At 61.5% G+C, this 15,504-nt stretch carries 14 protein-coding genes; 11 read left to right on the top strand and 3 right to left on the bottom strand.

The window, feature by feature from the left end; all coding sequences use genetic code 11:
• Nucleotides 1–45 precede the first annotated feature (45 nt).
• Together BS630_RS25760 and BS630_RS25755 are read right to left on the bottom strand one after the other, a co-directional pair.
• On the bottom strand, nucleotides 46–792 hold the full coding sequence (locus tag BS630_RS25760) for a CbtA family protein (protein WP_077979633.1): 747 nt from the start codon (nucleotides 790–792) through the stop codon (nucleotides 46–48).
• Nucleotides 793–817: 25 nt separating this feature from the next.
• Nucleotides 818–1,027 carry a CbtB domain-containing protein gene (locus BS630_RS25755; RefSeq protein ID WP_020051492.1) on the bottom strand — a complete coding sequence of 70 codons (210 nt, stop codon included), beginning with the start codon at nucleotides 1,025–1,027 and terminating at the stop codon, nucleotides 818–820.
• Nucleotides 1,028–1,260: 233 nt separating this feature from the next.
• Between BS630_RS25755 and BS630_RS25750 the strand changes: the two genes are divergently transcribed.
• From BS630_RS25750 to BS630_RS25730, 5 genes are all read left to right on the top strand, one after another.
• Entirely contained in the window at nucleotides 1,261–1,815 is a 555-nt protein-coding gene (locus BS630_RS25750; RefSeq protein WP_077979632.1) for a histidine phosphatase family protein, read from the top strand.
• Nucleotides 1,816–2,270: 455 nt separating this feature from the next.
• Nucleotides 2,271–3,842: a putative bifunctional diguanylate cyclase/phosphodiesterase gene (locus tag BS630_RS25745; protein ID WP_077979631.1), complete on the top strand. Its 1,572-nt coding sequence runs from the start codon at nucleotides 2,271–2,273 to the stop codon at nucleotides 3,840–3,842.
• Between the two features lie 371 nt (nucleotides 3,843–4,213).
• Nucleotides 4,214–5,392 (top strand): acetate/propionate family kinase, encoded by a 1,179-nt coding sequence (locus tag BS630_RS25740; RefSeq protein ID WP_077979630.1) that lies wholly within the window; start codon nucleotides 4,214–4,216, stop codon nucleotides 5,390–5,392.
• 71 nt (nucleotides 5,393–5,463) lie between these two features.
• On the top strand, nucleotides 5,464–7,848 hold the full coding sequence (locus BS630_RS25735) for a phosphoketolase family protein (RefSeq protein ID WP_077979629.1): 2,385 nt from the start codon (nucleotides 5,464–5,466) through the stop codon (nucleotides 7,846–7,848).
• Nucleotides 7,849–7,870: 22 nt separating this feature from the next.
• Complete coding sequence (locus BS630_RS25730) at nucleotides 7,871–8,206, top strand: hypothetical protein (RefSeq protein WP_077979628.1); 336 nt, start codon at nucleotides 7,871–7,873, stop codon at nucleotides 8,204–8,206.
• Nucleotides 8,207–8,238: 32 nt separating this feature from the next.
• Here BS630_RS25730 and BS630_RS25725 read toward each other — a convergent pair whose 3' ends face one another.
• Nucleotides 8,239–9,129, bottom strand: coding sequence for a helix-turn-helix domain-containing protein (locus BS630_RS25725; RefSeq protein WP_077979627.1), 891 nt, complete (start codon nucleotides 9,127–9,129; stop codon nucleotides 8,239–8,241).
• Nucleotides 9,130–9,256: 127 nt separating this feature from the next.
• On the opposite strand from BS630_RS25725, the gene pobA reads away from it, so the two are divergent.
• The 6 genes from pobA to BS630_RS25695 all read left to right on the top strand — a co-directional run bounded on the left by pobA (nucleotide 9,257) and on the right by BS630_RS25695 (nucleotide 15,216).
• Nucleotides 9,257–10,429, top strand: coding sequence for a 4-hydroxybenzoate 3-monooxygenase (gene pobA, locus BS630_RS25720; RefSeq protein WP_077979626.1), 1,173 nt, complete (start codon nucleotides 9,257–9,259; stop codon nucleotides 10,427–10,429).
• Nucleotides 10,430–10,640: 211 nt separating this feature from the next.
• On the top strand, nucleotides 10,641–11,813 hold the full coding sequence (locus BS630_RS25715) for an ABC transporter substrate-binding protein (RefSeq protein ID WP_077979625.1): 1,173 nt from the start codon (nucleotides 10,641–10,643) through the stop codon (nucleotides 11,811–11,813).
• 75 nt (nucleotides 11,814–11,888) lie between these two features.
• On the top strand, nucleotides 11,889–12,752 hold the full coding sequence (locus BS630_RS25710; RefSeq protein WP_077979624.1) for a branched-chain amino acid ABC transporter permease: 864 nt from the start codon (nucleotides 11,889–11,891) through the stop codon (nucleotides 12,750–12,752).
• A gap of 1 nt (nucleotide 12,753) precedes the next feature.
• Entirely contained in the window at nucleotides 12,754–13,755 is a 1,002-nt protein-coding gene (locus tag BS630_RS25705; protein WP_077979623.1) for a branched-chain amino acid ABC transporter permease, read from the top strand.
• Entirely contained in the window at nucleotides 13,755–14,519 is a 765-nt protein-coding gene (locus BS630_RS25700) for an ABC transporter ATP-binding protein (protein WP_077979622.1), read from the top strand. The genes BS630_RS25705 and BS630_RS25700 overlap by 1 nt, the downstream gene beginning before the upstream one ends.
• Complete coding sequence (locus BS630_RS25695) at nucleotides 14,500–15,216, top strand: ABC transporter ATP-binding protein (protein ID WP_077979621.1); 717 nt, start codon at nucleotides 14,500–14,502, stop codon at nucleotides 15,214–15,216. The genes BS630_RS25700 and BS630_RS25695 overlap by 20 nt, the downstream gene beginning before the upstream one ends.
• The last annotated feature ends 288 nt before the right edge of the window (nucleotides 15,217–15,504 follow it).

The raw sequence follows: 15,504 nt of genomic DNA, 5'->3' as shown, positions 1-15,504 counted from the left end.
GCCCGAAAGTTCAGGGCGCCGGCAAAGCGGCGCCCTTCGATGCGTTCAGTGAAATGCCGTTGCCGGCCGGCTGCGTTGTCCGCCCCTGACCGCAAGTCGCTTTTCCGCCAGCGCCCCGAAGGCGAGACCGAGCGTTGCCCAGAGGATCACATGCATGCCGAGTGAGGTCGTGCGGAACCGCCAGAGCACCATCGCCGAGAAGTTCTCCGGCACCTCGTTGATCGGCGGCAGCAGGTAGAGCACGACGCCGATGAAGACGAGATAGGCGATGCCGGCGATAATCGCGCCGTTCCAGAGACCGAAGCGCTCGGAAAGACGACGCGACAGCGCCACAGCAGCGACGAGCGCAGCAAGCGACACGAAGATCATCAGGAAGAACAGTTCCGTCCTGACGCCGATCGTATCGGGATTGCCGACCGCCGGCGGGTTGGCCGGATACTTGATGCCGGGAACGAGAACAATCGCCACGAAGGCGGCAATGGCGGTGACGGCCGAGGTGCCGCGCGGCGAAAGGCTGCTGAAGCGGCCGTGCACGAAAGCGAAAGCGAGCGCGAAGAGCCCGCCGACGGCGACGCTGTAGGCCATGACGCCGGTGAAAAGGCCGAGACCGGCCTGCGTGGCGCGGCTGACGATTTCAGGTTCGGCAGCCTCGCCGGCCGTCTGGGCGCTCGCCTCTTCAAAGGCGATCGCCGCATCGACCAGCGGCTCGCCGAAGGTATGGGCGAAAGCGAAAACGAGAATGCCAGCCATCAGGCCCGCGAGCATGCCGCGAAGCAGAAGGTTTCCAACCATGTCAGGAACTCCGATCGCGACGCGATTAGTGGCAGGGAAAGCCGAGGAGATGGCGGCCGTCATGCACGAATTCATGCACATACATACCGTTGAACAGCGCTATTGCGCCTTCTTCGGTGCCGACGAAATAGAGGACGATGAGCATCAGCAGGCCGCCGAAGATCGCCCAGGGCAAGATCTCTCCTACAGGGATCGGCGCCGGTACGGCAACGGGCGCGAAAGTGGTGTCAGACATGTATTCCTCCGGGAATGACGCGTTCAGTCGAAAGAGTGCTTGTGCAGTAGGGTCTGACTTCCAGCGCGAAGAGCTTTCGACGCGCTGGTCACAGTGGCGCGACCGCGCCGGACTTACACCGGCTTCCAAACCCGCAACAGCACGGTTATATCTGCACGCCGAAGAGACTGTCAACGAAACTTCACAAGCCGGCGAAGGACGCCGTCACCGCATTCCGGGAGACAAGAACGACCGTGAACACGCGCCTCACCTGGATCTGCCATGGCGCGACGGCAGCGAGCCGCAAGGCCTTGTTCCCGCTCGACGAACCGCTGGAGGACAAGGCAATGGAGGAGGCCGGCAGGATGATCGCCCCGCCCCGCGCCGACCGTATTGCCACGAGCCCCGCCTTGCGCGCCCGTCAGACTGCTGACGCGCTCCGCCTCGAAGCCCGGATAGATCAGGCGCTTTGCGATTGCGACCATGGCCGCTGGGCCGGCAGGTCGATCGCGGCGATCGGGACCGAAGAGCCGGACAACCTCATAGGGTGGATGAGCGATCCGGAAGCGGCCCCGCATGGCGGCGAGAGCCTTGTTGATCTGCGCAAGCGCATCGCCGGCTGGATGGATGGCCAGACCGTCCTCGGCGGCCATGTCATTGCAATCAGCCATGCGGCCGTCATCCGGGCAGCGATCGTGCATGTGCTGCAGGCGCCGCTCTCCTCCTTCTGGCTGAGCGACGTCGAGCCGCTTTCCATCATCCGCATGACCAGCAACGGACAGCGCTGGTCTCTGCGCTTCCAGCATTAGAGACTGCTGATCTTATCCAGCTTTGCACAAGCAAATCGCGTCATCTCTGTTGAACCCGGCTTTGCGGGGACTACTTCCTTGTCCCAAGGAGATGGAAGAATGACATATGATTGGAGTGGCGAGCGCACGCGACGCCTGCGTTTCATGCGTGTCGCCACAGTCACGGTTCTGGTCGGTCTCATCGTCAGCGTCCCGCTGCTGATCGTCACCGCCTGAAGCACGAGAAAGGGCGAGCGATGCACTGGCACGCTCGCCTTCGTTCTTTTCCCGCATCAGCCAGTCTCCCGACCACGAGGGAATCGCGCTGACAACAACGCCTTGGTTCCCCACAAGCCCCGTCGGGACTCTCTGCGGCACAGCAACAGGCTGCCGCCTCCGATAATTCGCCTTCTGGTTTCAACAAACATTTCAGACTTTCGTGATATTTCCGCGAAGGTGGAGATGGAGAAGGCATAATGCCGGTGTTTTTCCAAAGCAGGGCCGGACGGCAGTGCGTGTCGATCGTGGTGTCTGGCGTGACCCTCTGGCTTCTCGGCACGCTGCTGCAGCTCGACGACAGCCTGGTCGCCTTCATGACCGGTTTCGGCGAGTACGGCGCCGACAAGCTTGTTCTGGCGCTCGGCATCGCCGGCGCCATGAGCTTCATCTATTCGGTGCTGCGTATCGCCGACCTGCGCAAGGAAACGGAACTGCGCGCCGCCGCCCAGGCAAAGGCCGATTGGACCGCAACCCACGACCATCTGACCAAGCTGCCGAACCGCTACGCCTTCGAGCGCAAGATCCTGTCACGGCCGATCACGGACGACGAGGCCGAGATCGAGGAGTGGGACCGCAACGTCACTATCTTCTGCGTCGACCTCGACGGCTTCAAGAAGGTCAACGATCTCGTCGGGCATAAGGGCGGCGACATCCTGTTGATCGAGGTTGCCAGACGCATCTGCGCGCTCGGCAATGCCGACTGCGTCTATCGCTTCGGCGGCGACGAATTCATCATCGTCGCCTTCGCCCTGACGGCGCAGCGCGAGGAGCGTTTTGCCAAGCTGCTGATCCAGGCCGTCACCCGGCCGATCCATATCGATGGCTTTGCCGTCGAAGTCGGCGCCAGCGTCGGCTACGACCGCTGGGCCGAGGGAGCCGAACCGCTGGAAGATGCGGCCCACCGTGCCGACCTCGCCATGTACGAGGCGAAATCACGTGGACCCAACCACTATTTCGTTTTCGAAGCCTCGATGCAGAACAAAGTAACGGAACGCGCCGCGCTGGAAACCAGGCTGCGCGCTGCAATCTCCAACAAGGCGATCAAGCTCTTCTATCAGCCGCTGATCGACCTGAAGACCGGCCAGCTCTGCGGCTTCGAGGCCCTAGCGCGCTGGATCGGCGACGACGGCGCCAACATCCCGCCGCCGGTCTTCATCGGCATCGCCGAGGAAAACGGTATGATCACCGCATTGTTCGAGGATCTTCTTGCCCAGGCCTGCTGCGACGCCCTCACCTGGCCGGAGCATGTGATGTTGTCCTTCAACGTCTCGCCGGTGCAAATGGAAGACAAATTGCTGACCTCCCGCATCCTCAAGGTCCTTTCGGCCAGCCGGCTGTCGCCGCAGCGCCTGGAAGTGGAGATCACCGAAAATGCGCTGATTCAGGATCCCGCCGCGGCCGCGGCCATTCTCGATGAACTGCATGCAGCCGGCATCCAGATCGCCCTCGACGATTTCGGCACGGGCTATTCGAGCCTCGCCCAGCTCGCCCGCTATCGTTTCGACAAGATCAAGATCGACAAAAGCTTCATCGCCACCTACCGCGACGACGAGCGCCAGGAAAAGATCGTTCGCGCCATGCTCGGCCTCGGCAGGAGCCTCAACATCAAGACGACAGCCGAAGGCATCGAGGAGCACGGCCAGCTTGCCTTCCTGCTGCAGCTTGGTTGCGACATCGGCCAGGGCTATCTCTTCGGCAAGGCGATGCCCGCCGCCGAGGCGGGCATCTTCATCAGCGATCGCAATGCCAGTCTGGCCTCCACGGCCTGATGGTATACTTATAAGCGGAACTGTGGAGCGGGTGGGAAGCGTCGCTATGAACCCGGCTGGGGGCAATATCGGCCATGGCATAGGTCCTTATTCCGTTTTGCAAATTTGCCTTTTGTTAATAATTCCGCAGCGTGAAACTCTCATGACGCCTTGCCCGGCCCGGCCCGTAAGTCACTGACATCGGGCGATATTCACTGTCACATGCCTCCATCCCGGCACATTCATGCAGGATGCCGCGGCACGATCCCGGCGGCACAAGAGGACAGGCCGGGCAGCGACAAAAATGCGGGAATGGCGATGAGATACCTTTTCGTCCAAGGCCCCGGCACTAAGTTCGGCCATCGTCACCTCCACACGGAGTCTGAGAGGACATGTCATCGACCGACCTCCTGCTGACCTTCAACGCCGGCTCCTCCACGATCAAGATCGGCATCTTCGCGATAGATGGCGCCGAGGCGCGGCGCATCGGCAAGGGCGTCATCGATTTCCGCGCCGAACCGCTCTCGCTCGGTCTGACAAAAGGACAGCAGACAGTCGAGATGCCGTTGAAGGCCGAGGTGACGGAAGATCTGCACGGCGTCATCGATGAGACTCTCGCTCGTCTCGCCGATCACTTCGACATGACCGCCACGCGTGCTGCCGGCCACCGTGTCGTCCATGGCGGCGACCGCTTCACCGGGCCGATCGCCCTCGACGCCGCCGCAATCGATGCCGCCGATGCGCTGACCCCGCTGGCACCCCTGCACCAGCCGCAGGCGCTGCGTTTCATCCGCGCCCTCCGGCATCTGAAACCGCATCTTGCCCAGACGGCCTCCTTCGACACGGCTTTTCACGCCACGCAGGACGATCTCGTTCGCCGCTTCGCCATTCCCCGCGCGCTGCATGACGAGGGCATCAAGCGCTACGGCTTCCACGGCCTCTCCTATAAATTCATCGCCGGAGAGCTTCGCCGGAAGGCGCCGCACGCGGCAAAGGTGATTGTCGCCCATCTCGGCAGCGGCGCCAGCCTCTGTGCGCTGGATCACGGCGTTAGCCGCGACTGCAGCATGGGCTTTTCGACGCTCGACGGCATCCCGATGGCGACGCGCCCGGGCTGGCTCGATCCCGGCATCGTCCTGCATCTGGCCGGTCAGAGGAAACAATCCTTCGAGGAGATCGAGGACCTGCTCTATCACCGCTGCGGCCTGCTCGGCGTCTCCGGCATCAGCGCCGATACGCGCGACCTGTTGGAGGATGGACGCCCGGAGGCGCGCCAGGCGATCGACCTCTTCACGCTGCGCATTGCCGGCGAAATTGGTCGCATGGCGGCAACGCTTGGTGGCCTTGACGCCATCGTCTTCACCGCCGGCATCGGCGAACACCAACCGGAGATCCGCGCAGGCGTGGCCAAACGGCTGTCCTGGCTTGGCCTCGCGATCGATGAAAAGACCAATGCCGCCAATGATTTCACCATCAGCACCAGGGAAAGCCGCATCGCCGCCCATGTCATCGCCACCGATGAGGAGCAGATCATCGCCGATGAGGCATTGTCCGTTCTTCGCGGTGGCTGATCCAGATCAACAGCTTGCCGGCACCAGCCGGTAGAATTGACGTTGAAGACGTTTTCGAACGGGAGAAACCCATGGAAAAGCATGTCTCGACCGCCACCCTGACCGACACCGAACTCACCCTCATCGACCGCTACTGGCGCGCCGCCAACTATCTCTCGGTCGGCCAGATCTACCTGCTTGCCAATCCGCTGCTGCGCGAGCCGCTGAAAACAGAGCACATCAAGCCCCGCCTGCTCGGCCATTGGGGCACGACGCCGGGCCTCAACTTCATCTATGCGCATCTGAACCGCCTGATCCGCGCCCGCGACCTCGATATCATCTATATGTGCGGCCCCGGCCATGGCGGGCCTGGCATGGTCGCCAACACCTATCTCGAAGGCATCTACAGCGAGATTTATCCCGATATCTCCGAGGATGCCGAAGGCATGCGCAAGCTCTTTCGGCAATTCTCCTTCCCCGGCGGCATTCCGAGCCATGCGGCACCCGAAACGCCAGGCTCGATCCATGAGGGCGGCGAACTCGGTTACGCCCTCGTCCATGCCTATGGCGCTGCCTTCGACAATCCCGACCTGATCGTCGCCTGTGTCGTCGGCGACGGCGAGGCCGAAACCGGGCCGCTTGCCGCGAGCTGGCATTCCAACAAGTTTCTGAACCCTGCCCGCGATGGCGCCGTGCTGCCGATCCTGCATCTGAACGGCTACAAGATCGCCAATCCGACCATTCTTGGCCGCGCCAGTCACGAGGATTTGCAGAGCCTCTTTGAAGGCTATGGCTACGAGCCCTTCTTCGTCGAGGGTCACGAGCCGCGCGACATGCACCAGCAGATGGCCGCAACCTTCGACAGGGTCTTCGATCGCATTCGCGATATCCAGGAGGAAGCTCGCAATGGCAAGGCGCCCGATATCTGCCCGCGCTGGCCGATGATAGTGCTGCGCAGCCCGAAGGGCTGGACAGGACCGAAGGAAGTCGACGGCAAGAAGGTCGAAGGCTTCTGGCGCTCCCACCAGGTGCCGGTCTCCAACTGCCGCGAGAATGAAGGGCATCGCAAGATCCTCGAGGACTGGATGCGTGGCTATGATCCGGAGGACCTCTTTGGCAACGACGGCCGGCTGAAACCCGAGTTGCGGGCGCTAGCCCCCGTCGGCGAGCGCCGCATGGGCGCCAATCCGCACGCCAATGGCGGCTTGCTGCGCAAGGAACTCGATGTTCCCGATATCCGCGACTATGCGGTCGATATCGGCAAGCGCGGCAGCGCCATGGTGCAATCGACGGAGATCCTCGGCCATTACCTGCGCGACACGATGAAGCGCAACGAGAAGGCTGCCAATTTCCGTATCTTCGGCCCCGACGAGACGGAATCGAACCGTCTCGGCAGCGTCTTCGAAGTCACCGACCGTGTCTGGATGGAGCGTATCGAACCCTACGACGTCCACTTGTCCCGCGACGGCCGCGTCATGGAGGTGCTGAGCGAACATCTCTGCCAGGGTTGGCTGGAAGGCTATTTGCTGACTGGCCGCCACGGCCTGTTCTCCTGCTACGAGGCCTTCATCCACATCATCGATTCCATGTTCAACCAGCACGCCAAATGGCTGAAGGTGACGCGCGAGCTCGAGTGGAGAAAGCCGATCTCGTCGCTGAATTACCTGCTGACCTCGCATGTCTGGCGCCAGGACCACAATGGCTTCAGCCACCAGGATCCGGGCTTCGTCGACCTCGTCGCCAACAAGAAGGCCGATATCGTCCGCATCTACCTGCCGCCGGATGCCAACACCCTGCTTTGGGTCGGCGACCATTGCCTCCGCACCTATGACCGCATCAATGTGATCGTCGCGGGCAAGCAGCCGGAGCCGCAATGGCTATCGATGGACGAGGCGGTGAAACACTGCGAGGCCGGCATCGGCATCTGGCACTGGGCGAGCAACGAGGACGATACCATTCTGCCCGACCTCGTCATGGCCTGCGCCGGCGACGTGCCGACCATGGAGACGCTTGCCGCCGTCGACCTGCTGCGAAAGGCCATTCCGGAACTGAAAATCCGCACCGTCAACGTCGTCGATCTCCTGGCACTGCAATCCAGGGATCAGCATCCGCACGGCCTGACCGAGGAGGCCTTCGACGCGATCTTCACCGCCGACAAGCCTGTGATTTTCGCCTATCACGGCTATCCCTATCTCATCCACCGCCTGACCTATAAACGCACCAACCACCGCAACATCCACGTCCGCGGCTTCATCGAGGAAGGCACGACGACGACCCCCTTCGACATGACCGTCCTCAACGAACTCGACCGCTTCCACCTTGCCATCGAAGCGATCGAGCGTGTGCCGGGCCTGAAGGAAAAGGCAAGCGAAGCGCTCGCCGCCTTCCGCCGCAAGCTTGCCGAGCATCACGACTATGTCCGTGAATATGGCGAGGACATGCCGGAGGTGCGAAACTGGAAATGGCCGATGGCGTGAAGCGAAAACCAACGGCAGTCGCATGGAACTGGTCGGCGGAGATCATCCGGCGGAAACAATCGTCAAGCAAAGTCTAAAGTTGGTGAAAACCATTGGCGCACTGTTCCTGGAAGACCGCATCGTAGGCTATGTGTTTTGGGCAAGCTTCAAGGCCGTCGACCGAGGAAACGACATGAAAAGTTTCGCTGCCACGCTTACCGCCGCCCGGCTGGAAAAGGCGCTCGCCTTCTACATGACGCCCGAAGCCCAGCGCGATGGCTCAGACGATGCCGTCAAGTCAGCTGAGCAACGAGACGCATACGAGACCCGCGCCGGCGAACGCGCCCGCAACACGGAAGAGGGCGTCGAAGCCTGGTAGGCAGTTGCGCCCCCGCAACCCTTGCGGGTGGCCTATACACCTTCAAGCCGAACCTTCTCCTTCATGCGCCAGACCCGCGGCGTTTCTCCGGTGTATTTAACGAAGAAGCGCGAGAAATAGGCGGGGTCGGCAAAGCCGAGCCGAAACCCGATCTCCTGAACGCTGCCTAGCGTAAAAACCAGTTGGCGTTTCGCCTCTTCGACGAGTTTGCCGGCGATCAATTCATGCGGCGTGTTGCCGGTCATCGACCGGACGATGCGGGTGAGATGTGTTGGCGAAAGCCCAAGCTCCCTGGCGTAGAAGGACGCGGGCTTGTGTGATCGGAAATGTTGCTGGATGAGCTCGCTCAGAATTTCCATCCGCCGCTCGTTCTCGTTTGCCGGAAGCTCGTGCGCATTCCCCTCATGGGAAATCCTCGCCGTCAGCCGTAGCGCCAGAGCGACATAGGCGACCAACGCCTCGTTGCGGCCGCTGCGGCGGTTTTCGAATTCGTCGCCCAGCCGCTTCAACGTCTGCATGACATAGGCGGCCTCGGCATGATCGGGGTCGAGCGGCGTCAGGTGCGGCGCCGCCAGCCACTCGCCGAGCTGGCTTCTATCACCGAGCGGATGGCTGAGATGGGATCTCAACAGGGTGATCACAAGGCCGTCGATATCGCGTGAAAAACGAAAGCCGTGTTTGAGCCCGGGCGGCACGGTGATGATTGCCGGCGGACGGATGGCATGGCTGTTTTCGCCGAAGATCGCATCGCCCGAACCGCCTTCAATGTACAATATCTGAAAGAAACTCTCGTGACGGTGCGGGCGAATCTCCCATTGATGCAAGCTGCTGCGGGAGCGAATTGTTTCGCAATGCAACCAAAAATCGGGCTTTCGCCCGGTATTTTCACCGTAGAGTTCGTAGGTAGGGACATGTCTGCTCATGGGACTCCTCGGTGGCTCCTCCCGCACAATGTTCGATTAGTGCAATTTTTAGGTCGGGATGTCCATTGCTGCGGCAGGGACGACACGGCAGAATCCGGCAAAATGCAGAAATGCAGGGAGGAAGTAGTTGCGAACGCAGGTCGCCATTATCGGTTCGGGACCATCCGGACTGCTGCTCGGCCAGCTTCTGACCGAAGCCGGCATCGACAATGTCATTCTCGATCGTGTGAACAAGGATTACATCCTCGGCCGGGTTCGTGCCGGCGTTCTGGAGGAAGGCACCGTCGGGCTGCTGGATCAGGCCAAATCAGGCGCGAGGCTGCATGCCGAAGGCCTGCCGCATGACGGCTTCTCATTGGCCTTCGACGGACGCGACCATCGCATCGACCTCCACGAATTGACCGGCGGCAGGCGCGTGACGGTTTATGGACAGACCGAAATGACGCGCGATCTCATGGAGCGGCGTGAAGCGAGCGGCTCCCTGTCGATCTACGATGCGGTCGATGTCGCGCCGCATGATTTCGACGGCCATTCTCCCTTCGTCACCTATATGAAAGATGGTGTCGCCAAGCGCATCGATTGCGACTTCATCGCCGGCTGCGACGGGTTTCACGGCGTCAGCCGCAAGGCCGTCCCGGAACGGGCGATCAGGAGTTTCGAGAAGGTCTATCCCTTCGGCTGGCTGGGGGTGCTTGCAGACGTGGCGCCCGTCAGTCATGAACTGATCTACGCCAACCATCCAAGGGGCTTTGCGCTCTGTTCGATGCGCTCGGCGACCCGCAGCCGCTACTACATCCAATGCGCGCTCGACGAGAAGATCGAGGACTGGAGCGACGATCGCTTCTGGGATGAACTGAGGCGGCGGCTGCCGGTGCATCACGCCGAGGCCTTGGCGACCGCGCCGTCCTTCGAGAAATCGATCGCGCCGCTGCGCTCCTTCGTCGCCGAGCCAATGCGTTTCGGCCGGCTTTTCCTGGTCGGCGACGCCGCCCATATCGTCCCGCCGACCGGCGCCAAGGGACTGAACCTTGCCGCCAGCGACGTTCATTATCTTTTCTCCGGGCTGATCGAGCATTACCGCGAGGGATCGGATGGCGGCATCGACGCCTACTCGCAGAAGGCGCTCGCCCGTGTGTGGAAAGCCGTGCGGTTTTCCTGGTGGATGACGACGATGATGCATCGTTTTCCGGATACCGGGGATTTCGACCAGAAGATCCAGGAAGCAGAACTCGACTATCTCACGCATTCCCGCGCCGCCTCGACGGCGCTTGCGGAGAACTATGTGGGACTGCCATTCTGATAGGAGTGTCTGAGGCGGGCCATGGACCAAAATTCGACCGTAGAGCGGGCCGCCGATAGTTCCACTCCTCGACATACAATCATAATTGTACAGTTATGGATTACGGTATTTATTTCATTTTACATCACCATTTCGCATGACAGGTTAGCGCTAAATTTTTAGCGGCTAGCGAATACGGCGCTGGAGCGCGCCAAAAAGGGAGAGAGAGAGAATGAAGAAACTATTTCTGGCCGCCATTGCGGCAGTCGTCGTGGGCACGAGCGCCTATGCCGACACCATCAAAGTCGGGGTCATCGGTCCGTTCTCCGGTCCGTTCGCGCTCCAGGGCAAGAATTTCAAGGCCGGCATCGACGCCTATATGGGGGTCAACGGCAACAAGGTCGGCAACGACACGGTCGAGATCGTCTATCGCGACGTGCCGCAGGCCGATCCCGCCCAGTCCAAGGCGCTGGCGCAGGAACTGATCGTCAAGGAAAAGGTCCAGTATCTCGCCGGCTTTTATTTCACCCCCGATGCCATGGCGGTGACGCCGATCCTGAAGCAGGGCAACGTGCCGATGGTCATCATGAACGCCGCCACCTCGGCGATCGTGACCAAGAGCCCGCTCGTCGTCCGCACCTCGTTTACCACCTGGCAGACGTCGACGCCGATCGCCAAGGTCGCCTTCGACGCCGGCGTCAAGAAGGTGATTTCGGTCGTCAGCGATTACGGCCCCGGCATCGACGCCGAGAACGCTTTCAAGGCCGGCTTCGAAAAGGCCGGCGGCCAGGTGGTCGAGGCAATCCGCATGCCGCTTGCGACCAACGATTTCAGCCCGATCATGCAGCGCATCAAGGATTCCGGCGCTGAGGGCGTGTTCGCCTTCCTGCCGTCAGGTCCGACGACGCTCGGCTTCGTCAAGGCTTACAACGACAATGGCCTGAAGGCTGCCGGCATCAAGTTCTTCGCGCCGGGTGACCTCACGCAGGAATCCGATCTGCCGGCGCTCGGCGATGCCGCACTCGGCATCCAGACGACCTTCCACTACGCCGTGTCGCACGATTCTCCCGAGAACAAGGCTTTCGTCGAGGCGGCGACCAAAGCGATCGGCAACAAGGCCGAACTCTCCTTCCCTTCAGTCAGCGCCTATGACGGCATGCATGTCATCTACAAGATGATCGAGGCGACGGGCGGCAAACAGGATGCCGAGAAGGCCGTCGATGCGGTCAAGGGCCTTGCCTGGACGAGCCCGCGCGGCCCGGTTTCGATCGATCCGGAAAGCCGTCACATCACGCAGAACATCTATCTGCGCGAAGTGACGAAAGCCGATGACGGGACCTACATCAACAAGGAGCTCCAGACCTTCGAGAAGCAGGGCGATCCGGGCCTGGCGGCCGTCAAGTAACATCGAGCGTCAAGACATGCGACGGGTTTGGCGTACGATCAGGCCGAGCCCGTCGCTTGGAAGCAAGGTATTTCCATGCAGACAGTCTTCAGCATAGCCGTCGACGCGCTTGCCTATGGCATGGTGCTCTTCGTTATATCGATCGGCCTTTCGGTGACCATGGGGCTGATGCGTGTCGTCAACCTCGCCCATGGCGCCTTCGCGATGATCGGCGGCTATATCGCCTCCTATGTCGCACGCGACCTCGGCCTCGGTTATGCCGTGGCGGTTCTCGCCGCCGTTGTCGTCACGATCGTCGTCGCCATTCCGATTGAGCGTTTTCTTTACCGGCGGATTTACGGCGCGCCGGAACTGACCCAGGTGCTGATGACGATCGGCATCACCTTCTGCGTCATCGGCATCGCCAATTATACAATGGGGCCGACGCTGAAGACCATTCCGCTTGCCGGTGCGCTGCAGGGATCGGCCGATCTCGGCTTCCGCACCATTCCCGTTCACCGGCTTTTCGTCATCCTCTGCGGCCTCGCCGTGGCGCTCGCCCTCTGGTTTGCGATCGACAGGACCAGCTTCGGCGTCAAGCTGCGCGCCTCCGTCGATGATGCGGCAATGGCTGCAGCACTCGGCGTGCGCACCGAGATCATCTATGCGGTGAGTTTTGCCGTTGCCGTCGGACTTGCCGCCTTCGGCGGCGTGGTCGGCGCCGAACTCCTGCCCGTCGAACCCTATTACGCGCTGCGCTACATGGTCACCTTCCTGGTCGTCGTCTCCGTCGGCGGGGCGGGCTCCATTCCAGGCGCCCTGATCGCCTGTTTGCTGTTGGGCGCGATCGATACGACAGGACGGTATCTGATGCCCGAATTCGGCGAATTCTTCTTCTATCTCGCGGTGATCGCAATCATCTGCGTCTTCCCGCGCGGCCTTGCCGGAAGGGCGAAATAAGATGGCGCTTGTCATGAATGACGAAACCGAAGCTCTCCAGCATCGTCGCAGGTTCATCGGCCGCGATCTTATCGGAATAGCGGTCATCATGGCCATTGCCGCGACCGGCTATTTCGCCTTCCCCGATAATCTCGCCCTTCTGACCCGGATGATCACGATCGCGCTGCTCGTCCTGTCGCTCGATCTCGTGACCGGTTATTGCGGCGTCGCGACCCTCGGCCATGCAGCGCTTTTCGGCTCCGGCGCCTATGCCGCCGGGATCCTGTCGGCGCATTACGGCATCAATGACCCGCTGCTGATGATGCTTGCCGGCATTGCCGGCGGCGCAGTTGCCGGGCTACTCTGCGGCGCCATCATCCTGCGTGCGCATGGACTGCCGCAGCTGGTGCTGTCGATTGCGCTGATCAACCTCTTCCATGAATTCGCCAACAAGGCCTCGTCCTGGACAGGCGGCAGCGATGGACTGTCCGGCATCGCGCCGGATCCGGTCTTCGGCCTCTTCGAATTCGATCTCTATGGTCACACCGCCTTCTTCTTCGGAATGGCGCTGCTGCTGATCGTCTTCGTGCTGCTGAGGGTCCTGGTCCGCTCGCCCTTCGGCATGCTCTGCCGCGCCATCAAGCAGGACCCGCTGCGCATCCGCGCCATGGGCGCTTCGCCGAAGGCAACTCTCATCAGGATGTACGCAATATCAGGCGCCGTTGCCGGTGTCGGCGGCGCCTTGAATGCGATTTCGACACAGGTCGTCGGCCTCGACAGCCTGTCTTTCACGCAGTCGGCCGAAGCGCTTGTCATGCTGGTGCTCGGTGGCACCGGTTCTCTCTTCGGAGCACTTTCCGGCACTGTCATCTTCATGCTCTTCGAGGACTATGTCTCCGCCGCCAATCCCTTCCATTGGCTGACCATGGTCGGTGCGCTGCTGATTGCCGTCGTGCTCTTTGCGCCGAAAGGTCTCTATGGCACGGCCGCAGCCTTCATTGGCCGCCGCAGGGAGCAGCGCTGATGAGCCCGGTCTTCGAAGTCGCCAATCTCAAGAAAGCCTTCGGCGGCCTGGCCGTCACCAATAATGTCTCGCTCACGATGTCGCCTGGCGATCGCATCGCGCTGATCGGCCCGAACGGCGCCGGCAAGACCACCTTCGTCAACCTCGTGACCGGTAATCTCTCACCCGATTCCGGCGAGGTTCGCCTCGGCGGCGAGCTGGTGACGAAGGTCGATGCGATCGGCAGGGTCAGGCGCGGTCTTGTCCGCTCCTTTCAGGTGACACGGCTCTTCCAGGACATGACGCCGGCCGAACATGTGGGACTTGCCGTCCTTCAGCGCGATGGAAAGACCGGGCACATGTTCGGCAATTTCCTTCGTATGCCCGACGTGATGGCCGAGGTCGATGACCTCCTTGAAAAACTCGGGCTGGCTTTCCTGATGCATCGCAAGGTCAGCGAAATCGCCTATGGCCAGCAGCGGCTTCTCGAGATCGCCGTGGCGCTGGCGCTGAAGCCGAAGGTGCTGCTGCTCGACGAGCCGGCAGCCGGTGTGCCGCAGAGCGATACCGGCCGCATCGAGCAGGCGCTCGCCGATCTGCCCGCCGATCTCGCCGTGCTGATGATCGAACACGACATGGATCTCGTCTTCCGTTTTGCCAGACGCGTCATCGTGCTTGCATCAGGCGCGATCATCTTCGACGGCCTGCCTGAAGACGTCACCAAGGATGCGCTTGTGCGCGAGGCCTATCTCGGGAGCTATGCCAATGCCAGCCCTGTCGCTTGAGGTCGAGAACCTATCGGCCGGATATGGGCCGACGAGAGTGCTCGAAGGCATTTCCTTCTCGGTGCTGGCAGGCGCACGGCTTGCCGTGCTCGGCCGCAACGGCATGGGCAAGACCACGCTCTTGGCAACACTTGCCGGGCAGACCAGGCGATACGAGGGCAGCATCCGCCTCGGCGATTCGGATGTCACGACGGCGCCGAGTGCTGCACGCGCGCATAAAGGCCTCGGATATGTGCCGCAGGCACGCTGCGTCTTCCCGACGCTGACAGTCGAAGAAAATCTCTTCGTCGGCTTGAAGTCGCGGCCGAAGACGGCGCTGGAGGAAGCCTATGCGATGTTCCCGCGCCTGAAGGAGCGCCGCCGCAATCTCGGCAGCCAGCTCTCCGGCGGCGAGCAGCAGATGCTCTCCACCGCCCGCACCATTCTCGGCCGCCCCTCCGTTCTGCTGCTCGACGAACCGCTGGAGGGCCTGGCGCCCGTTATCTGCGAGGAACTGATGGCGGCCTTTACCGACCTCGCCAAGACGGGAGACATGACCATCCTGCTGGTCGAGCAGCGCATCCAGAGCGCGCTCGATTTCGCCGACCAGGTCGTCATTCTCGAACGCGGCAGACTGGCCTGGACCGGAACGCCGGAAAATCTCACCAGGGATCACGAGGCTGTCGAGAGCCTGCTTGGGGTCGGCGGCCTGCATTGATGGGGTGGTCGGCAGAAGCTCAGGCTCCGCCGATTGCTCCCCTTTCGCCATTACGATTGCTCTTGGCGCGTCGAGCAATTCATGCAGTATATCGTCATGACGATGTCATGATTGACCTATCATTATTATCTGCCCGAAAGTTATCCGCTGGCCGAATTGGTGGATCGCCTGAAAGGGCGAGAAACACCATGATCGATGAAGCGGCAGCAATGTAAGACAAGGCGTAAATCCTGGTTCATAATTAGGATCGACGTTTATGCGCTCCCTTTACTTGAATAGTTGAGCTGT

This window comes from Rhizobium laguerreae (assembly GCF_002008165.1).
Lineage (GTDB): Bacteria > Pseudomonadota > Alphaproteobacteria > Rhizobiales > Rhizobiaceae > Rhizobium > Rhizobium laguerreae.
The sequence above is the reverse complement of the archived record's forward strand: the minus strand, read 5'-3'. Positions and strand labels throughout refer to the sequence as shown.

What these genes read in the sequence shown, in the direction of transcription:
- BS630_RS25740 (WP_077979630.1), top strand. Translation starts at nt 4,214, where the DNA reads ATGTCATCGACCGACCTCCTGCTGACCTTCAACGCCGGCTCCTCCACG.
- BS630_RS25725 (WP_077979627.1), bottom strand. Translation starts at nt 9,129, where the DNA reads ATGAGCAGACATGTCCCTACCTACGAACTCTACGGTGAAAATACCGGG.
- BS630_RS25730 (WP_077979628.1), top strand. Translation starts at nt 7,871, where the DNA reads ATGGAACTGGTCGGCGGAGATCATCCGGCGGAAACAATCGTCAAGCAA.
- BS630_RS25710 (WP_077979624.1), top strand. Translation starts at nt 11,889, where the DNA reads ATGCAGACAGTCTTCAGCATAGCCGTCGACGCGCTTGCCTATGGCATG.
- BS630_RS25735 (WP_077979629.1), top strand. Translation starts at nt 5,464, where the DNA reads ATGGAAAAGCATGTCTCGACCGCCACCCTGACCGACACCGAACTCACC.
- BS630_RS25745 (WP_077979631.1), top strand. Translation starts at nt 2,271, where the DNA reads ATGCCGGTGTTTTTCCAAAGCAGGGCCGGACGGCAGTGCGTGTCGATC.
- BS630_RS25695 (WP_077979621.1), top strand. Translation starts at nt 14,500, where the DNA reads ATGCCAGCCCTGTCGCTTGAGGTCGAGAACCTATCGGCCGGATATGGG.
- BS630_RS25755 (WP_020051492.1), bottom strand. Translation starts at nt 1,027, where the DNA reads ATGTCTGACACCACTTTCGCGCCCGTTGCCGTACCGGCGCCGATCCCT.
- BS630_RS25705 (WP_077979623.1), top strand. Translation starts at nt 12,754, where the DNA reads ATGGCGCTTGTCATGAATGACGAAACCGAAGCTCTCCAGCATCGTCGC.
- BS630_RS25760 (WP_077979633.1), bottom strand. Translation starts at nt 792, where the DNA reads ATGGTTGGAAACCTTCTGCTTCGCGGCATGCTCGCGGGCCTGATGGCT.
- BS630_RS25715 (WP_077979625.1), top strand. Translation starts at nt 10,641, where the DNA reads ATGAAGAAACTATTTCTGGCCGCCATTGCGGCAGTCGTCGTGGGCACG.
- BS630_RS25700 (WP_077979622.1), top strand. Translation starts at nt 13,755, where the DNA reads ATGAGCCCGGTCTTCGAAGTCGCCAATCTCAAGAAAGCCTTCGGCGGC.